The sequence below is a fragment of the Laceyella sediminis genome (assembly GCF_003003125.1).
GTDB classification, from domain to species: domain Bacteria; phylum Bacillota; class Bacilli; order Thermoactinomycetales; family Thermoactinomycetaceae; genus Laceyella; species Laceyella tengchongensis.
The window spans coordinates 17,950-33,284 of the sequence record NZ_PVTZ01000009.1 but is presented as its reverse complement, the minus strand read 5'-3'; the positions used below and the strand labels follow the sequence as shown (position 1 = coordinate 33,284).

Genomic DNA, 15,335 nt, shown 5'->3' with positions numbered 1-15,335 from the left:
TCACATTGCTATTCATTATACAAGAGCGCAAAAGGTTGGCAAAGAAAAAGCAGGTTTATTCACCTGCCAGTCAAAAGTCGAAGCTATTGTTCCATCTGCTTTCCAAGGAAGGAAGCTGCGGTGCTGGCCAACTTCACTTCCAACTCTCCCAAGCGTTCCCCTTCTTTCTTGGTGAAAATGATCACCGCGCCGATGGGGTCCCCGCCTGCATTGATTGGAACCACCACATAGGATTGGTATTCTTCAGTCAAGCCTTTGAACAATTCCACAGTCAACGGATTGCTTTCAAGATGGGTGCGCCGTTGCTCCATGCACGCTTCCACGGTGTCTCCAATCGGTTTTTCTAAATATTCCCTTTTGGAAGCGCCCGCTACAGCGATCACGCTGTCCCGGTCACAGATCACTGTGGCGTATTGAATATTTTCATAAAGGGATTCAGCGTATTCTTGGGCAAAATCCCCCAATTCACCGATAGGTGAATACTTTTTCAGAATCACTTCACCGTCGCGGTCAACAAAAATCTCAAGCGGATCCCCCTCCCGAATCCGAAGCGTCCGACGAATTTCCTTGGGTATCACCACACGGCCGAGATCATCGATCCGACGCACGATGCCGGTTGCTTTCATAGGAAACTTCCTCTCTTTCATCTGATGTTATGCAAAACTCCAGCACTTCACTTATGATTCCTTTGTTGGAGATAGGAAGTATCACCTAATTTGGTTGAATTTGTCCTACCGCCCATAGTATTGTTCTGCTTCCAAAAGTTTATACGACAATAACATACATAAAAAAAACGGCTCCCCATCTGTGATGAGGTCCGTTCATAAAGAAAAAAACAGGAAGTTGCCTCCCTTTGAACTAGCTGGCAAAAGGAGCCTGGCGCCAATGTTTGTGTTTTCCATGCCCTTTGCGCAAAAAAGAGAGACGGCTGACTCAACACGCTTCAGCCGCCCCTCTCTTCCCCGCAGGGTCATCCACCGCTTGCACAGCAAACGTCACCCTGCATGTCGCCACCAGTCGTCCTGGCAACCTTCCTTTATTTCAACAGGGACTTAAATCCGATCTCTTTGACCACCGATTCGTACACTTCTTGTTTCTTTGGTTGTTTTACTTGGTCGTCGGCTGTCGCCAGCGGTTCTTTTTTGCGCTCCAACACCTTCAACACATGATAGCCGTAGCTGGTTTTGATCGGATCACTGATTTCATTTAACGGCATTTCTTTAGAAGCCTTTGCGAATTCCGGTACGAATTGGTCAGCCGAACCTTCAATCATCCCCGCGCTGTTTTTAGAACCGGGGTCGTCAGAGTATTCCTTGGCCAATTTGGCGAAGTCGCCGCCTTTTTCCAGCTTCTGTTTCACTTCTTCAGCGCGTTTCTTCGCTTCGGCGTCGGTCCGTTTCGCCTGCCCTTGCTGCCCTGCTTGTCCGTCATTGACAGAAACCAGGATGTGTTGCACTTTCACCCAATCGTATTTCTCATCTTTCAACTGTTCGTTGTAGTATGCATCCACTCTGTGAAAGTTGTAGAAGAAGTCTTTCAGTTCATCTTTGGTAAATCCTTTGCCCTTGATCGCTTCATCCAGGCTTTTCGGTTGTTTTTGCCCGCCTTGTTGCGATTGGGGTTGGTTTTTGAAGGAGCCTTCGATTTCTTTCATGGTCTCTTCGGTCTTTTTCTGATAGGAAGCATCATCTTTGACCAATCCAGCCATGTATTTCCGCGCCGCCACTTCTTTGGACAATTCGGTTTTGATCTTCTTCTCTTGATCTTTCATCGATCCCATCATCATCGCAAGTTGAGGGTCCAAAAAGGCCACAATATTGATGTAACGGTGGAGTTCGGCTTCTGTGACCTTCCCTCCCTTATACTCTGCAACCACTTTATCGCTGTTCGTTGGCAAGGGTTTAAATTCAGCTGGGGCTTGGCTTGTGTTGTTCTTGTCGTCTTGCTTTTCTTCTTTGGCCCCGCTGCATCCGGTTAATACCAGCGCACTCGCCAATAAGATGGTTGCCGTTCGTTTGACCCATTTATTCAACATTTGCCTTGGCTCCTTTCGATTTGGGGACGTCTTTATATTTTATCAAAAATTGTTCAATCATTTCTAATGCCATTTTGGCAGACATCCCTTTGATTTTAAATATAATCCCCATTCGTTGCCCTGTGGAGAAGCGAATTTTACCTGGGAAGTCCTGCGAAATCATGAACAGTTTTTGCCCATCGATCTGATTCGTTTGTTCAGGCTCCAATTTGAGCGCAATCTCCCCGTCTTTTTGTTCGACAGCATCAATCCCGTAGAGAATGGCATAAGCCTTGATTTTGGCTACTTTGAGCAACATCTGCACCGGCTCCGGCAAGTCGCCAAACCGGTCTTCAATCTCTTCTTCCAAGTCATTCACTTCATTTAAGCTGGTCACGCCACGAATCTTTTTGTACAATTCGATTTTCTGTTTCTCATCGCGAATATACTCGGAAGGCAGATAAGCGTCAACATTGAGATCGATCGTCGGTTCCTTCGGTTCGGCCTCCGTCTGCTTACCTTGCAACTCAGCGACTGCCTCTTTCAACATCTGGCTATACAATTCAAATCCGACTGTCGCAATGTGTCCATGCTGTTCGGCCCCCAACAAGTTCCCTGCCCCGCGAATCGACAAGTCCCGCATAGCGATCTTGAAGCCAGAACCCAATTCAGTAAACTCTTTGATCGCTTGCAGGCGTTTCTCTGCAGTTTCGGACAACACTTTGTCGCGCTGGTACGTGAAGTAGGCATAAGCGATCCGGTTGGAACGGCCCACCCGTCCGCGCAATTGATACAATTGGGACAAACCCATTTTGTCGGCGTCATAGATGATCAAGGTGTTTACGTTGGGAATGTCCACACCCGTTTCGATAATGGTGGTGCTGACCAACACGTCATATTCGCCGTCGAGAAAGTCCAACATCACTTTCTCCAATTCATTTTCCTGCATCTGCCCATGTGCCACCGCCACACGCGCTTCGGGAACCAGCATCCGAATCTGTTCGGCCATCTGGTCGATATTCTGGACTTGGTTATAAAGAAAGTACACTTGCCCTCCGCGAGCTAACTCCCGTTCGATCGCTTCTCGCACCAAGGCGCCCGAATACTCCAGCACATAGGTTTGCACCGGAAAACGATTTTCTGGTGGCGTCTCGATGACCGAAAGGTCGCGCACCCCCATCATAGCCATATGCAGGGTCCGCGGAATCGGCGTAGCTGACAACGTAAGTACGTCGATGTTGTGTTTCAGCGTTTTGATTTTTTCCTTGTGCTTCACGCCGAAACGCTGCTCTTCGTCGATGATCAGCAAGCCGAGGTCTTTATAAGCCACTTCTTTGGACAACAACCGGTGCGTTCCGATGACAATGTCCACCGTGCCATTCTTCAGCCCTTCCAATGTTTCTTTTTGTTCTTTACGAGTGCGGAAGCGGCTCAGCACGCGAATTTGCACTGGGAAGTCAGCAAAGCGCTCACGAAAAGTTTCATAGTGCTGTTGCGCCAAAATCGTCGTCGGCACCAACACCGCCACTTGTTTACCTTCCATGGTCGCCTTGAACGCCGCCCGAATGGCCACCTCCGTTTTTCCGTACCCCACATCCCCGCATAACAGGCGATCCATCGGTTGCTCGCTTTCCATGTCCTTTTTGATCTCTTCAATAGAACGTAGCTGATCCGGGGTCTCTTCATAAGGAAACATCGCTTCAAACTCTTTTTGGTACGGCGTATCCTTGCTAAATGCGTACCCTTTGGCCTGTTGGCGTTTGGCGTACAACTCGATCAGATCTTGGGCGATATCCTGCACCGAAGAGCGCACTTTGTTTTTCACCTTGCTCCATTCACTGCCGCCCAAACTGTACACCTTGGGTGTTTTCTCTTCGCTACCGATGTATTTTTGAACTTGGTCAATCTGCTCTACCGGAACATAAAGTTTGTCGTTGCCTGCGTATTGGATGTGCATATAATCCTTGTGCATGCCGGCCACTTCCAGCGTTTCTATGCCGATGTAACGCCCAATCCCATGGCTGACATGAACAACATAATCCCCTGGTTTCAATTCCTGATAATCTTTGATTTTTTCGGCATGATCCAATTTGGTGCTACGACGGGTGCGACGTTGCTTCTGGGTGAACACTTCCCCCTCCGTCACCACGATGAGGCGGATTCCCCCCATTTCAAACCCCGCTTGCAACGCACCGATCGTTACAGTTGGTTTGCCCGGCAACAACTGATGCAAAGCCACATCGCGGTTCACTTCCATTCCATAGTCGGCCAACACTCGTTCCAACCGCTCCAACCGTTCTTCGCTACTTGCCAAGAATAAGACGCGGTAGTTGGCTTTGACCCACCGGTCCCACTCCGCCTTGAGCACATGCATCTGACCGTGGAATTGTTGCATGCTACGGCACATCATCTGAATGATGTTTTGCGGTTGGATGCCTGGAATTTGCCGCATGAACAAGGACAGGTAAACCCGTTGGTGCGTCACTTTAGCGAGCAAATCATCCAATTTGAACGATATTTTCAACTGGGGCAAAAACTCCCCTTGCGACAGAAGGGCTGTTTGCCATTCTCCTTCCTCCCGTTCCATTTGGCGACCGTTTTCCATGATCCGAGACGGTTCATCCATCACGACAACCGCATCTTTCGGCATGTACTGCAACAAATTCTCACACTCGGGATAAATCTGCTCCACATATTTGTAAATCCCGGTGAAATACGTTCCTGTTTTCAGCTGTTCAATATCATAGCCGATCGATTCGGAAAGCTTTTGCTTCAAGCTTTCGTCTTTCACCTCAGAAAGCCTTGCCGATAAAAGCGTTTCCACACGCATGCCGGCTTGTCGGAGCCGCTCGGGATCGGCAAACAATTCCCTGGCCGGAGGAATCACTGCCTCCGTCCATTTATCGATGGAGCGTTGGTCAGCCACCGAAAACGGCCGGATCGAATCCACCTCATCATCAAACCATTCCACACGGAGCGGCTGGGCAGCATTAACCGGATAGACGTCAACGATACCACCCCGCACACTACATTCTCCCGGTTTTTCAACCATGTCCACGCGCTGGTAACCGATTTTCACCAAATGCTCCACGAAGGGATCGATTTCTTGCACAGTTCCTACTTTTAGAGATATATGATTTTGTGCAAATATGCCGTGCGGTGGAAAACATTTCCTAAGTCCTGCAAACGGCACAATGAGCACGCCAGTAAAACCTTGGGCCAAACGGGATAAGACATCTACTCTTTCACCCAAAGTTTCATGACCTGCCATCGCAATTTCCGTGGTAATCAATTCATTCGCCGGATATAAAAGCACTTCTTCCTTGGGAATCAGTTCCTGCAAATCCTCCGCGGCTTTTTGTGCTTGGTTCAAATTGTGCGTAACCAAGAGCACCGGCCGCTTCAACTCTTGATAAAGGGCGGCCACATAAATCATCCTTACCGTCCCTGTCAACCCCGCCACCAACTGTTCCCTTAACCCGCCTTGAATCCCAGTCACCGTCGACTGAAAATCATGATCTTGTCTGAATATATGAATCAACGGTATCAACAAACGTTCCTCCTCTGACATATTCAATACAAAAGAAGCCTCAGCTAGCAACAGCCAAGGCCGTTCTTTTTCTAATTTATCAGAAAAAAATCAGGTATCTAATCATGCGCGTGTGAACGATTGTTAATGATAGAGAGAAGGATACAATACACGCTCCGGATGTGATTCCAACACTTGTTGGCACGACTCACAGGTGATATTCACCACCTGATTTCCGGCCGCATCATTGGTTATTATATCTTTCCGCTCTTCCGGGGTCAACTGATCAAAGCCCAATTGTGATTCAGTGGCTTGCCCGTCCGCGATATGACCCAGCGGCAGGCGGCAATGACGACATACATAATAAATGGCCATGGCAATGCCTCCTAGACAATCCTTTGCCCTTAGTATTGCCCTCCGTTGAGGAGTTATACTTGTGAAGCACGCCATGGTTTTGGCAAATTTCCGCCCATTATCGGCATTATTCGCCGGGCTTGATGTTGTATCGGTTCATCGCTTCCAAAAACGTCTTATCCAACCAACAGTTGATCGCTGATGCTGAGCGCTCCACCGCATCGGCCATCAACTCCAACTCTGACTTGTGGAAAGGGGATAACACATAATCAGGGACCGGCATTCTTCCTTGCGGTCGGCCAATGCCGATTTTGATGCGTTTAAATTGATCAGTCCCCAAATGTTGAATCAATGATTTCATCCCGTTGTGCCCGCCCGAACTGCCTTTTAAACGCAACCGAATTTGTCCAGGAGGCAAATCAAGGTCATCGTACACCACAACCAACTCGTCCAAGTCGGCTTTCAGCCAATCCATGGCCGGTCTGACCGCTTCACCCGATAAATTCATATAAGTGAGGGGCTTCATCAAAATCACTTTCTCCCCCCGGACAACCCCTTCGCCCACTTCGGCTTTCCACTTTTCTTTATTAACCGGAATCCCCCACTCGTCACTCAGTCGGTCAATCACCCAAAACCCGATGTTATGGCGAGTCTGGGCATACTTGATACCGGGGTTACCCAGCCCGACGATCAGTTTCATTTTCTTTTCCCTCCGTTGGCAATCCGTTAAAAAAGACGCAACAACATCCGTTGCGTCTTTGTATGCAAGTGGAACCGCTATTCGCTTTCCTGCTCCGGTTCCGGTGTTTCTTCTGTCTCTTCCCCTCTAACCGGGGCAAGAATGGAGGCCACAGGGGTCTCCCTATCCGTCAACAACTCCACTCCAGCCGGCAAATCCACATCCGTCAACGTGATGGAATCGCCGATGTCCAATTGGCTGACATCCAGTGTCACTTCCGATGGCAACCGGTCAGGAAGGGCTCGCACTTCAACAGTGCGCAGGGATTGGTCCAACACGCCCCCGTTTTTAACGCCAGTCGCATCCCCGCTCAACACGAGCGGGATCTCCGTCGTAATCGGTTCGTTCATCGTCACACGTTGCAAATCGACATGAAGCAATCGAAGCTTAATCGGATCCACTTGGACATCGCGCACCATCACCTGATACTGTTCGCCATCCAGGCTGGCTTGGAACAACCCTTTGGTTTCCGCCGCTGTCCGAAGCTCACCTTCATCCGCGCTGATCAGCACGGGTTCCATGCCGCGTCCGTACAACACGCCCGGCACTCGGCCATTTTTACGCAATGCGTTTAAAGCGCCTCGTGTGTTGGTTTCCCGTTTGTTCAATGGTATGGACAATGACATATCCATCCAACCCCTTTCTTTGAAAGGATGATTTCCCTTCACTAGAGGTTTTAAACATGGATGGTGCAAATCCTTCGCGAGAAAGCGATTTCTTTGTGCGACTCAAACCATCGCGACGCGCGGTCACCCTTGCTGCTTAATCAAACAGGGTGCTCACCGATTGCTCTTTGTGGACGCGCATGATCGCTTCGCCCATCAGGTTGGCCACGGACAACACTTTGATTTTATCCAATTGCTTGCTTTCCGACAGCGGAATGGTATCGGTGACCACCATTTCGGTGATATTGGATTCACGGATCCGATCGATGGCTGGACCGGAGAATACGGGATGCGTGCAACAGGTGTAAACTGCTTTCGCGCCGTATTCCAATAGGGCATTGGCCGCCAAGGTAATCGTTCCTGCCGTGTCGATGATGTCGTCGATGATGATCGCGGTTTTTCCTTTGACATCCCCCACGATATTCATCACTTCCGCCACGTTTGGCTCGGGACGGCGCTTGTCGATGATGGCGATAGGCGCTTCCAGACGCTCAGCCAACCGCCGCGCACGGATTACGCCACCGTGGTCAGGGGACACGACAACGACATCCGTCAACCCTTTGCCTTTGAAATAATCGGCCAAAATCGGAACACCCACCAGATGATCGACTGGGATGTTGAAGAATCCTTGGATTTGGGTTGCGTGCAAATCCATCGTAATGACCCGGTCGGCACCGGCTGTTTCGATCAGGTTGGCCACTAGTTTGGCGGTAATCGGATCACGGGCTCGCGCTTTGCGATCTTGGCGCGCATAGCCGTAATAAGGAATCACGACATTGATCGTGCCGGCGGAAGCACGACGCAAGGCATCAACCATAACCAAGAGTTCCATCAGGTGTTGGTTGACCGGGTCGCATGTCGATTGGATTACATAGACGTCGGAACCGCGCACGCTGTCATCCAACTTAACATGAATCTCCCCGTCGCTAAATTTGCCGACATGGGCATTTCCCAACGGAATCCCGATATGATTGCAGATCGCCTGCGCCAAAACCGGATTCGAATTGCAACTAAACACTTGTAAGCGAGATGTTCTCTCTGACATAACGAACCGTTCCTCCATCTATTCGTTCTTAGAAAGCTTGTTTTTCAGTCTAGTAGCATAGTTTTCTTTGTTAGTCTGACGTTCTCGTGCAATCGCCAGCGCTTCTTCCGGCACATCTTGGGTAATCGTGGAGCCTGCCGCCACATAAGCGCCTTTTTCTACCCGAACGGGAGCAACCAAGTTGACGTTGCATCCGATAAACGCCCCATCTTCGATCACTGTTTTGTGTTTGCGAACCCCGTCGTAGTTGACCGTCACTACGCCGCATCCGACATTCACGCCTTCTCCAACTTCGGCGTCCCCCACATAAGCCAGATGAGAAACTTTCGAGCCACGGCCCAACTTCACTTTTTTCAAGTCGACAAAACAACCCACTTTGGTTTGTTCGCCCAGCTCGGTACCCGGACGGGCATAAACGTATGGTCCCACCGTCGCATCTTCGGCAACGTGGCTTGCATCCATCACCGTGTAGCGAATGCGTACGCCATCTTCGACAACGACGTCGGTCAAATCAGCGTTAGGCCCAATGTGGCATCCTTCCCCGATGACCGTCCGCCCCCGCAAAAAGGTCCCCGGCTCAATCACGGTGTCGGCGCCAATGACAACATCAGACTCAATGTAGGTGTTGTCCGGATCAATAATGGTAACGCCGTTTTTCATATGTTCGCGGAGTATGCGTGCCTGCATGAACTTCGCCGCCTGTGCCAACTGAATACGATCATTGACACCCATGGCTTCATCAGCGTCGCCAATCACTTGAGCACCAATCGTATGACCTTGTTCGCGTAAAATGGAAATCACATCAGGAAGGTAGTATTCACCTTGTGCATTATTATTATTGACTAATGAAAGAGTGGAAAACAGTTGTTGATTATCGAAACAATAAGTCCCTGTGTTGATCTCGTTAATCAACCGCTCTTCTTCTGTTGCGTCTTTGTGCTCCACAATCCGGTCAACCTGTCCGTCTTCCCGACGCACAATGCGGCCGTATCCAGTCGGATCGTCTAACTTCGCCGTGAGGATGCTCGCCGCCGCTCCAGACGCGCGGTGCGTTTCAATGAGTTGATTCAAAGTCTTGGCGGTGAAAAGTGGATGATCCCCGTTGAGGACGAGTGTGATGCCTTCTTTCCCCTTCAACAGCGATTCGGTCTGCATGACGGCATGTGCGGTGCCCAACTGCTCTTTCTGCTCCACAAACTGCACTTGTTCACCCAGATGCGCCTCTAAGCTTTCTTTTAAATGCCCCACAACCATAATGGTCTTCTTCGCGTCCAACTGAGACAATTCTGCCAAAATGTGGTCAATCATCGGTTTGCCGCAGATGGAGTGAAGAACTTTATGTTTTTTGGACTTCATACGAGTTCCCTTGCCCGCAGCCAAAATCACAGCATAAATATGTTGCATGACAAAAAGCGCCCCCGTTTCTCAAAACTTCCTCCCTGAATATATCCCAAATACTTGGCCTTTGCAACCAACCCAACCCCGAACATATTTAAAATAAAAAAAGAACCATTATATAAGGATGAGAAACGACCGCGATGCAATCAAAAAGCACTCAACCTGCAAGAGGATGAGTGCTTTCCTGCAATCTTGTTTATTCTCAGGCATCCATGTGTACATGATGATCCAATGATCCGTTCTCTGCTTCCAATTCTCCAGCGCGATGATATTCAGCCAACACAGCCGCCTCGATTTTTTCCCGGCTGAGTGGGGAGATTGGATGTGCGATATCACGAAACTCCCCGTCTGGCGTGCGCTTGGACGGCATAGCGACAAACATGCCGTTATTGCCATCAATCACGCGGATATCATGCACCACAAATTCACTATCAATCGTAATGGAGGCTATTGCACGCATACGACCTTCACGATTTACTCTACGCAAACGAACATCAGTAATTTCCACCAGGTTCCACCACCTATTTCCAATGATGACTCAAAATACCTATTCTAGATGGAAGAACCATTTCCTTCTATCGACAGTATTTTTATGGAATTTTTTTACTTATCGTTTGCGGGCGATCACTTCCATTTCAATTAGCACATCTTTGGGCAACCGCGCCACTTCCACACAGGAACGGGCCGGTTTGTGCTCGTTGAAATATTCGGCGTAAATGCGATTGATGATTTGAAATTGGTTCATGTCCTTGATAAACAGGGTCGTCTTGATCACATGGTTTAAATCACTGCCGGCAGCCAACAAGACAGCTTGGATGTTTTTCAGGACTTGGTGCGTCTGTTCTTCAATTCCTTTGCCCACCAATTCACCAGCTGGTGTCAGCGGGATTTGACCCGATGTGAAGATCAGATCCCCCATCTCCATCGCTTGCACATACGGACCGATCGCTTGAGGCGCATTGCTCGTTTCCACTTTTACCAACATATTCACACACTCCTTATCAATGAAATGCGTTGCCCGTTTCCACGCGAACCATTTTCTCTTTCACGTCGATGGCTGCCACTTGGGCCAGTGAGACATAATCTTCAACCAACCGCTCCTCCGCTGGCGCCTCCAACATCACCCCGACGCCAACCACTTCCGCCTTAAATTCCGTCAGCAAATCCATCATGCCCCGTACCGTGCCGCCCGCTTTCATAAAGTCATCGATGATCAACACGCGGGAACCTTCAGGCAAGCTGCGTTTGGACAATGACAACTGCTGCATGCGCCTACTGGACCCGGAAACGGTGTTCACCGTTACCACCGATCCTTCCGTAACCCGGTAATCATACCGAGCGATCACTACAGGAGCACGCAAATACGAAGCCGTGGCGTAAGCGATGGGAATCCCTTTCGTTTCCACGGTCATCACCACATCAACCGGCTTTTCTGCAAACACTTTGGCAAAAATGCGGCCAATGTCATCAAGTAGCGTAGGGTCGCCCAAGAGATCCGACATATAGAGGAACCCCCCCGGCAAAATACGCTCTGGATTAGACAATTTCTCGCATAACCGGCCAATCACCTGAAGCGCGTTATCGTTGCTTATGCTCGGTATGTAGCGCACACCACCCGCCGCACCCGCAACCGTCTCCAATTTTCCGTTCCCTTCCGCTTCCAACACCTCGTGAATGATATCCAAATCCTCACTGATGGAAGATTTGGCCGCCTGGTATTGCTCAGCGAAGGTGGTAAGCGGAATCAAGCGGTACGGTTGCGTAAGCAAGTGCCGGGTGATGTCAACCAATCTGGCACTTCGTTTCCACTTTTCCATGCCTAACCTCCGAAGTCCTAATATTCTTGATCGAAATATATCATTTTGTTCGGACATCATCAAGCACACTTTCGCGGCGGACGCCCAACATCCTGACGGCAAACACTTGCTGGCAAAACCCCCGCAAACTGTTTACCATTCTGACGGCGCGCGATTCTTGCTTCACCAGCGCAAACACCGTGGGGCCACTACCTGACATCAACACCCCATCCGCCCCGAACCGCAACATTCTTTCCTTTAATTGTCGCACGTCCTCATGCATGTCCATTGTCACCGGCTCCAACACATTTCCCAAGTGACGAATAATCCCTTCATAATCCCGCTTCTTCACCGCTTCGATCATGCGACTCGTCTGCGGATGGTCAGTGATGGCATGAACCCGTAACTTCCCAAACACATCCGCCGTGGACACCCCATGATTGGGTTTAGCGAGGACGACCCAACATGTCGGCGGAGCAGGCAAGGCGGTCAACACCTCTCCTCGCCCTTGGGCCAACGCCGTGTTGGAATAAACGCAGAAAGGCACGTCCGAACCGATCTCCGCACCGATCTCAGCCAACTCCGCATCGCTCAGGCCCAATCCCCACAGCCGGTTGCATCCGCGCAAAGTAGCCGCCGCGTCACTGCTTCCACCTGCCAAACCAGCCGCCACCGGAATCCTTTTATCTATATAAATATGTACCCCTTTATCGCATCCGGTCTTTTCTTTTAATAACGCCGCCGCTCGGAAAGCCAGATTGCGTTCATCTTGGGGGACCAAACCAGAACTCGATTCCAATGTGATCGACTTGTTTGTTTGATATAAGTCGATACGATCAAATAAGTCGACCGTGGTCATAACCATCTCCAATTCATGGTAACCATCCGGCCTTTTGAAGAGCGCATCCAGTGTTAAATTGATTTTTGCTGGTGCCTTCTCGGATACAAACAAACTCGTTCCCCCTATTCTCTCCTGCTATGTATTCTTCATTGTGACGTGAACCGCGGCAAATTTGCAATATGAACTTAAAGATTTTCCTTATTTTATCATGAACCGATTTTCCCCTAAGCAAACTCGGACTAAAATAAAAAGCCCAAGAGGCAACCCTCTTGAGCTTCAAACCCTTCCTATCTTGAATCTTTATTCACCAGCTGTGCTTCAGCCAGTTGGATCGCCCGTTTAACCATGTTGCCGGCGTCACGCGCCTTGATTCCTCCCCAACCTTCACGTTGAACGACATCATAAAAACCAAGTTCTTTCGCCAACTCCACTTTCAACTCTTCCGACATGACACCTCGACGAGCCATGTGACGATCCCTCCTTGTGGATTCAAGAATCCGGCTAGGGTAGAGGTAGTATATCCAACAAATGGCTCTTTATGTAAACGCTTTCAGCCCACGGTAAAAAAAGAACACATCAACTGTGTTCCATTTATTGCGTTGCTTTCACATATTTTACTTGAATCTGCTCACTCTCCGCCGGATAGACGGTCAGTTCCACAGACTCAGTCAATATATCAGCGTAACTATAAGAAACACGGCTAAAAGCATGGTCTTCGTCTAATTTGACAACGAACACGGATGGATAAGTCTCTTCCAAAATCCCTGTCCGTTCTACAGTCTTGCGACGCCCACTATTGGCGCGCAGACGAATTTTCTCCCCAATGTAGCCATCCAGAGTGCATTTAATCTCTGTAAGCGCGTTTTTGCCCATTGGTCGACCACCTCACTTATAGAAGATTATACTACAAGCAGGTCGCAAAGTCAAATTAGGTATTATAGCAGGGAGACAAACAATCTGTCAACGGGTACCTTGTACATTTTTTGACCCTTTTTACTTCGTGAAGCGGTCGGCCACCGCACTGGCGGCAAAAGATTCCGGCTTGATTTTTGCCGTATACCCAACAGCGGTCACCCAGCCCACCACTTCTTGAATCAGCTTTCTCGTCTCACCTTGCTGCCCCACATCAAGGTGAATTTCCATCGGAATGTTCACGCCGAAGCCGAAAAAGCCCTTTTCCTTCAACAACTCGACAAACTCCAGACTGTACTCGGTCTCACGGTAGATCCGATAGCGCAATTCCCGCATCGCTTTGTGACGCTTCTTCGTATAATAAAAGATCGCACCCTTTCCAATCCGCTGTACGATGATGGCCGTCACAAAGATCGTTTCTTTTTCCCGCGTTTGCGAATCGGTGCCGATAACGATTTTGTAATTTGCCGTTGGCTCTTCATGGATATACGCTTGAATATCAGATATCATCTGCGCCAAGCTACGCCGTCCATGACGGGGATGGAAAAAGTTCACGGAATACCCTCCATCGGATCAGATTTTGATTCCGAGAGGCGTGTCACGATAGAGCTGTCAGTTTTTGGTCGATTACTTCAACGAGTGTAGCGAATTCTTCTAGATTTAGTGTTTCTCCGCGCCGCTTCGGATCAATGCCGGCTTCGTTCAACCACGCTTCCACCTGGTGTTTGTCCACTCGCGCAAACAGGGTGGCATGTAGCGTGTTCAATAACGTTTTGCGCCGTTGCGCAAATGAAGCCCTTACGATTTTGAAGAACAATCCCTCATTCTTCACCTCGACCGCTGGACGCTCACGCAATGTCAAACGCGCCACAGCGGAATCTACCTGGGGTCGGGGGACAAACACATGGCTGGGCACTTTGGCCACTTCCTCCGCTTCAGCAAAATATTGAACCAGCACCGACAGCGAACTGTAATCCTTGGTTCCCGGCTTGGCCGCCAGCCGGTCGGCCACTTCTTTCTGGATCATAATGACGATGTTGGTCAGCGGGTACCGCTCCGTCAGTAACCGGATCAAAATGGGAGAAGTGACATAATAAGGGAGGTTGGCAACCACATGGAGCGTTTTCATGTCCCTCATATGTTCTTGAATCACCGCTCCCAAATCGACTTCCAACGCATCCCCATGAATTATTTCCACGTGAGGTTGATGTTGAAACAACTCTTTCAACACCGGAACCAAACGCTGGTCCAATTCCACCGCCACAACTTTGCCTGCCTGCTCGGCCAACCGCTCGGTCAGAGCACCGATCCCCGGACCGATCTCGATCACTCCAGAATCTTTATTAAGCTCGGCCGCGCGTATAATTTTGTTCAATACATGGGAATCCGTGAGGAAGTTTTGGCCCAAGCTCTTTTTCAATTTCAAGCCATAGGCATTCAACAGCTCCCTTGTTCTGGCAGATATCGGTTTATGATTCATCGACTGCATCCTTTCCCACACGTTCCAATGCTTGGAATAGCTCTTCTCTAGTAATGCACAGCACTTGTAAACGGCGATAAAATTGCTTGGCATTGCCGTACCCGATGCCGAGCAACTCTGCGACCTTCCGTCTTAGCTCGCTGGAAGCAGGCTGTCCCACAAACCCCAGCTCAATGTATTCTTTCCAAGTAAGGGGAGGTTCATCACGCGGGTCCGTCCATTCGGTGCGAACAGACCCTAGCGCTGCCCTGATGGCGTCTGGGCTAGCATGCTCCACCCCGACCTTTCGTTTGCCGCGAGCCTCGTGCTGGGCCAAGAAAGCGTGCTTGACCCCTTCTATTTCCCGAGAAATAATGCGGCGAATCCGCTCGCCCGCATGATCGGGATCAGTAAACACAATCACGCCCCGGCTCGCTTGGGCTCGCTTGATCTGCGCCAAGACTTCCTCTCCAATCGCTGATCCCCGCGTCTCAATGGTGTCTGCATCCAGCGCTCGCTTGATCGCCAAGGTGTCGTTTCGCCCTTCAACAACAATAACTTCTTTCAATTTCGCACTAGCCAA

The 15,335-nt window shown here is 49.7% G+C and carries 17 protein-coding genes; all 17 read right to left on the bottom strand.

The annotated features are described in order from the left end of the window. Positions 1 to 83: 83 nt before the first annotated feature. The 17 genes from spoVT to rnmV all read right to left on the bottom strand — a co-directional run bounded on the left by spoVT (position 84) and on the right by rnmV (position 15,335). Positions 84 to 626 (bottom strand): stage V sporulation protein T, encoded by a 543-nt coding sequence (gene spoVT / locus CLV36_RS11335; RefSeq protein ID WP_022738741.1) that lies wholly within the window; start codon positions 624 to 626, stop codon positions 84 to 86. A gap of 410 nt (positions 627 to 1,036) precedes the next feature. Continuing rightward, positions 1,037 to 2,035, bottom strand: coding sequence for a peptidylprolyl isomerase (locus CLV36_RS11330; protein WP_106342742.1), 999 nt, complete (start codon positions 2,033 to 2,035; stop codon positions 1,037 to 1,039). After that, entirely contained in the window at positions 2,025 to 5,564 is a 3,540-nt protein-coding gene (gene mfd, locus CLV36_RS11325; RefSeq protein ID WP_181353004.1) for a transcription-repair coupling factor, read from the bottom strand. Before mfd ends, CLV36_RS11330 begins: the two co-directional genes overlap by 11 nt. 123 nt (positions 5,565 to 5,687) lie before the next feature. After that, entirely contained in the window at positions 5,688 to 5,918 is a 231-nt protein-coding gene (locus CLV36_RS11320; protein ID WP_106342740.1) for an anti-sigma-F factor Fin, read from the bottom strand. Between the two features lie 106 nt (positions 5,919 to 6,024). Then, positions 6,025 to 6,597: an aminoacyl-tRNA hydrolase gene (gene pth, locus CLV36_RS11315; RefSeq protein ID WP_106342739.1), complete on the bottom strand. Its 573-nt coding sequence runs from the start codon at positions 6,595 to 6,597 to the stop codon at positions 6,025 to 6,027. 77 nt (positions 6,598 to 6,674) lie between these two features. Continuing rightward, on the bottom strand, positions 6,675 to 7,262 hold the full coding sequence (locus CLV36_RS11310; RefSeq protein WP_181353003.1) for a 50S ribosomal protein L25: 588 nt from the start codon (positions 7,260 to 7,262) through the stop codon (positions 6,675 to 6,677). 136 nt (positions 7,263 to 7,398) lie between these two features. Beyond that, positions 7,399 to 8,346, bottom strand: coding sequence for a ribose-phosphate diphosphokinase (locus tag CLV36_RS11305; protein ID WP_022738733.1), 948 nt, complete (start codon positions 8,344 to 8,346; stop codon positions 7,399 to 7,401). 18 nt (positions 8,347 to 8,364) lie between these two features. Next, positions 8,365 to 9,750 (bottom strand): bifunctional UDP-N-acetylglucosamine diphosphorylase/glucosamine-1-phosphate N-acetyltransferase GlmU, encoded by a 1,386-nt coding sequence (gene glmU / locus CLV36_RS11300; RefSeq protein ID WP_022738732.1) that lies wholly within the window; start codon positions 9,748 to 9,750, stop codon positions 8,365 to 8,367. A 196-nt stretch (positions 9,751 to 9,946) separates the two neighbouring features. Then, on the bottom strand, positions 9,947 to 10,252 hold the full coding sequence (gene spoVG, locus CLV36_RS11295) for a septation regulator SpoVG (protein ID WP_022738731.1): 306 nt from the start codon (positions 10,250 to 10,252) through the stop codon (positions 9,947 to 9,949). Positions 10,253 to 10,351: 99 nt separating this feature from the next. Continuing rightward, the gene (locus tag CLV36_RS11290; protein WP_106342737.1) at positions 10,352 to 10,729 is read right to left on the bottom strand and encodes a RidA family protein; all 378 of its coding nucleotides are present in this window, start codon (positions 10,727 to 10,729) and stop codon (positions 10,352 to 10,354) included. A gap of 16 nt (positions 10,730 to 10,745) precedes the next feature. Continuing rightward, positions 10,746 to 11,561, bottom strand: coding sequence for a pur operon repressor (gene purR, locus CLV36_RS11285; RefSeq protein WP_106342736.1), 816 nt, complete (start codon positions 11,559 to 11,561; stop codon positions 10,746 to 10,748). A 40-nt stretch (positions 11,562 to 11,601) separates the two neighbouring features. Further along, the gene (gene ispE, locus CLV36_RS11280; RefSeq protein WP_102991247.1) at positions 11,602 to 12,492 is read right to left on the bottom strand and encodes a 4-(cytidine 5'-diphospho)-2-C-methyl-D-erythritol kinase; all 891 of its coding nucleotides are present in this window, start codon (positions 12,490 to 12,492) and stop codon (positions 11,602 to 11,604) included. A gap of 176 nt (positions 12,493 to 12,668) precedes the next feature. After that, positions 12,669 to 12,848 (bottom strand): small, acid-soluble spore protein, alpha/beta type, encoded by a 180-nt coding sequence (locus tag CLV36_RS11275; RefSeq protein ID WP_022738725.1) that lies wholly within the window; start codon positions 12,846 to 12,848, stop codon positions 12,669 to 12,671. 124 nt (positions 12,849 to 12,972) lie between these two features. Further along, positions 12,973 to 13,254, bottom strand: coding sequence for a Veg family protein (locus CLV36_RS11270; protein ID WP_022738724.1), 282 nt, complete (start codon positions 13,252 to 13,254; stop codon positions 12,973 to 12,975). A gap of 120 nt (positions 13,255 to 13,374) precedes the next feature. Next, positions 13,375 to 13,848 carry a ribonuclease H-like YkuK family protein gene (locus CLV36_RS11265; protein WP_245888349.1) on the bottom strand — a complete coding sequence of 158 codons (474 nt, stop codon included), beginning with the start codon at positions 13,846 to 13,848 and terminating at the stop codon, positions 13,375 to 13,377. A 43-nt stretch (positions 13,849 to 13,891) separates the two neighbouring features. Beyond that, complete coding sequence (gene rsmA / locus CLV36_RS11260) at positions 13,892 to 14,782, bottom strand: 16S rRNA (adenine(1518)-N(6)/adenine(1519)-N(6))-dimethyltransferase RsmA (protein WP_106342735.1); 891 nt, start codon at positions 14,780 to 14,782, stop codon at positions 13,892 to 13,894. After that, positions 14,763 to 15,335, bottom strand: a complete 573-nt coding sequence (rnmV, locus tag CLV36_RS11255; RefSeq protein WP_181353001.1) for a ribonuclease M5 — start codon at positions 15,333 to 15,335, stop codon at positions 14,763 to 14,765. The genes rsmA and rnmV overlap by 20 nt, the downstream gene beginning before the upstream one ends.

What these genes read in the sequence shown, in the direction of transcription:
- spoVT (WP_022738741.1), bottom strand. Translation starts at nt 626, where the DNA reads ATGAAAGCAACCGGCATCGTGCGTCGGATCGATGATCTCGGCCGTGTG.
- CLV36_RS11330 (WP_106342742.1), bottom strand. Translation starts at nt 2,035, where the DNA reads ATGTTGAATAAATGGGTCAAACGAACGGCAACCATCTTATTGGCGAGT.
- CLV36_RS11320 (WP_106342740.1), bottom strand. Translation starts at nt 5,918, where the DNA reads ATGGCCATTTATTATGTATGTCGTCATTGCCGCCTGCCGCTGGGTCAT.
- pth (WP_106342739.1), bottom strand. Translation starts at nt 6,597, where the DNA reads ATGAAACTGATCGTCGGGCTGGGTAACCCCGGTATCAAGTATGCCCAG.
- CLV36_RS11310 (WP_181353003.1), bottom strand. Translation starts at nt 7,262, where the DNA reads ATGTCATTGTCCATACCATTGAACAAACGGGAAACCAACACACGAGGC.
- CLV36_RS11305 (WP_022738733.1), bottom strand. Translation starts at nt 8,346, where the DNA reads ATGTCAGAGAGAACATCTCGCTTACAAGTGTTTAGTTGCAATTCGAAT.
- glmU (WP_022738732.1), bottom strand. Translation starts at nt 9,750, where the DNA reads ATGCAACATATTTATGCTGTGATTTTGGCTGCGGGCAAGGGAACTCGT.
- CLV36_RS11290 (WP_106342737.1), bottom strand. Translation starts at nt 10,729, where the DNA reads ATGTTGGTAAAAGTGGAAACGAGCAATGCGCCTCAAGCGATCGGTCCG.
- purR (WP_106342736.1), bottom strand. Translation starts at nt 11,561, where the DNA reads ATGGAAAAGTGGAAACGAAGTGCCAGATTGGTTGACATCACCCGGCAC.
- CLV36_RS11275 (WP_022738725.1), bottom strand. Translation starts at nt 12,848, where the DNA reads ATGGCTCGTCGAGGTGTCATGTCGGAAGAGTTGAAAGTGGAGTTGGCG.
- CLV36_RS11270 (WP_022738724.1), bottom strand. Translation starts at nt 13,254, where the DNA reads ATGGGCAAAAACGCGCTTACAGAGATTAAATGCACTCTGGATGGCTAC.
- rsmA (WP_106342735.1), bottom strand. Translation starts at nt 14,782, where the DNA reads ATGCAGTCGATGAATCATAAACCGATATCTGCCAGAACAAGGGAGCTG.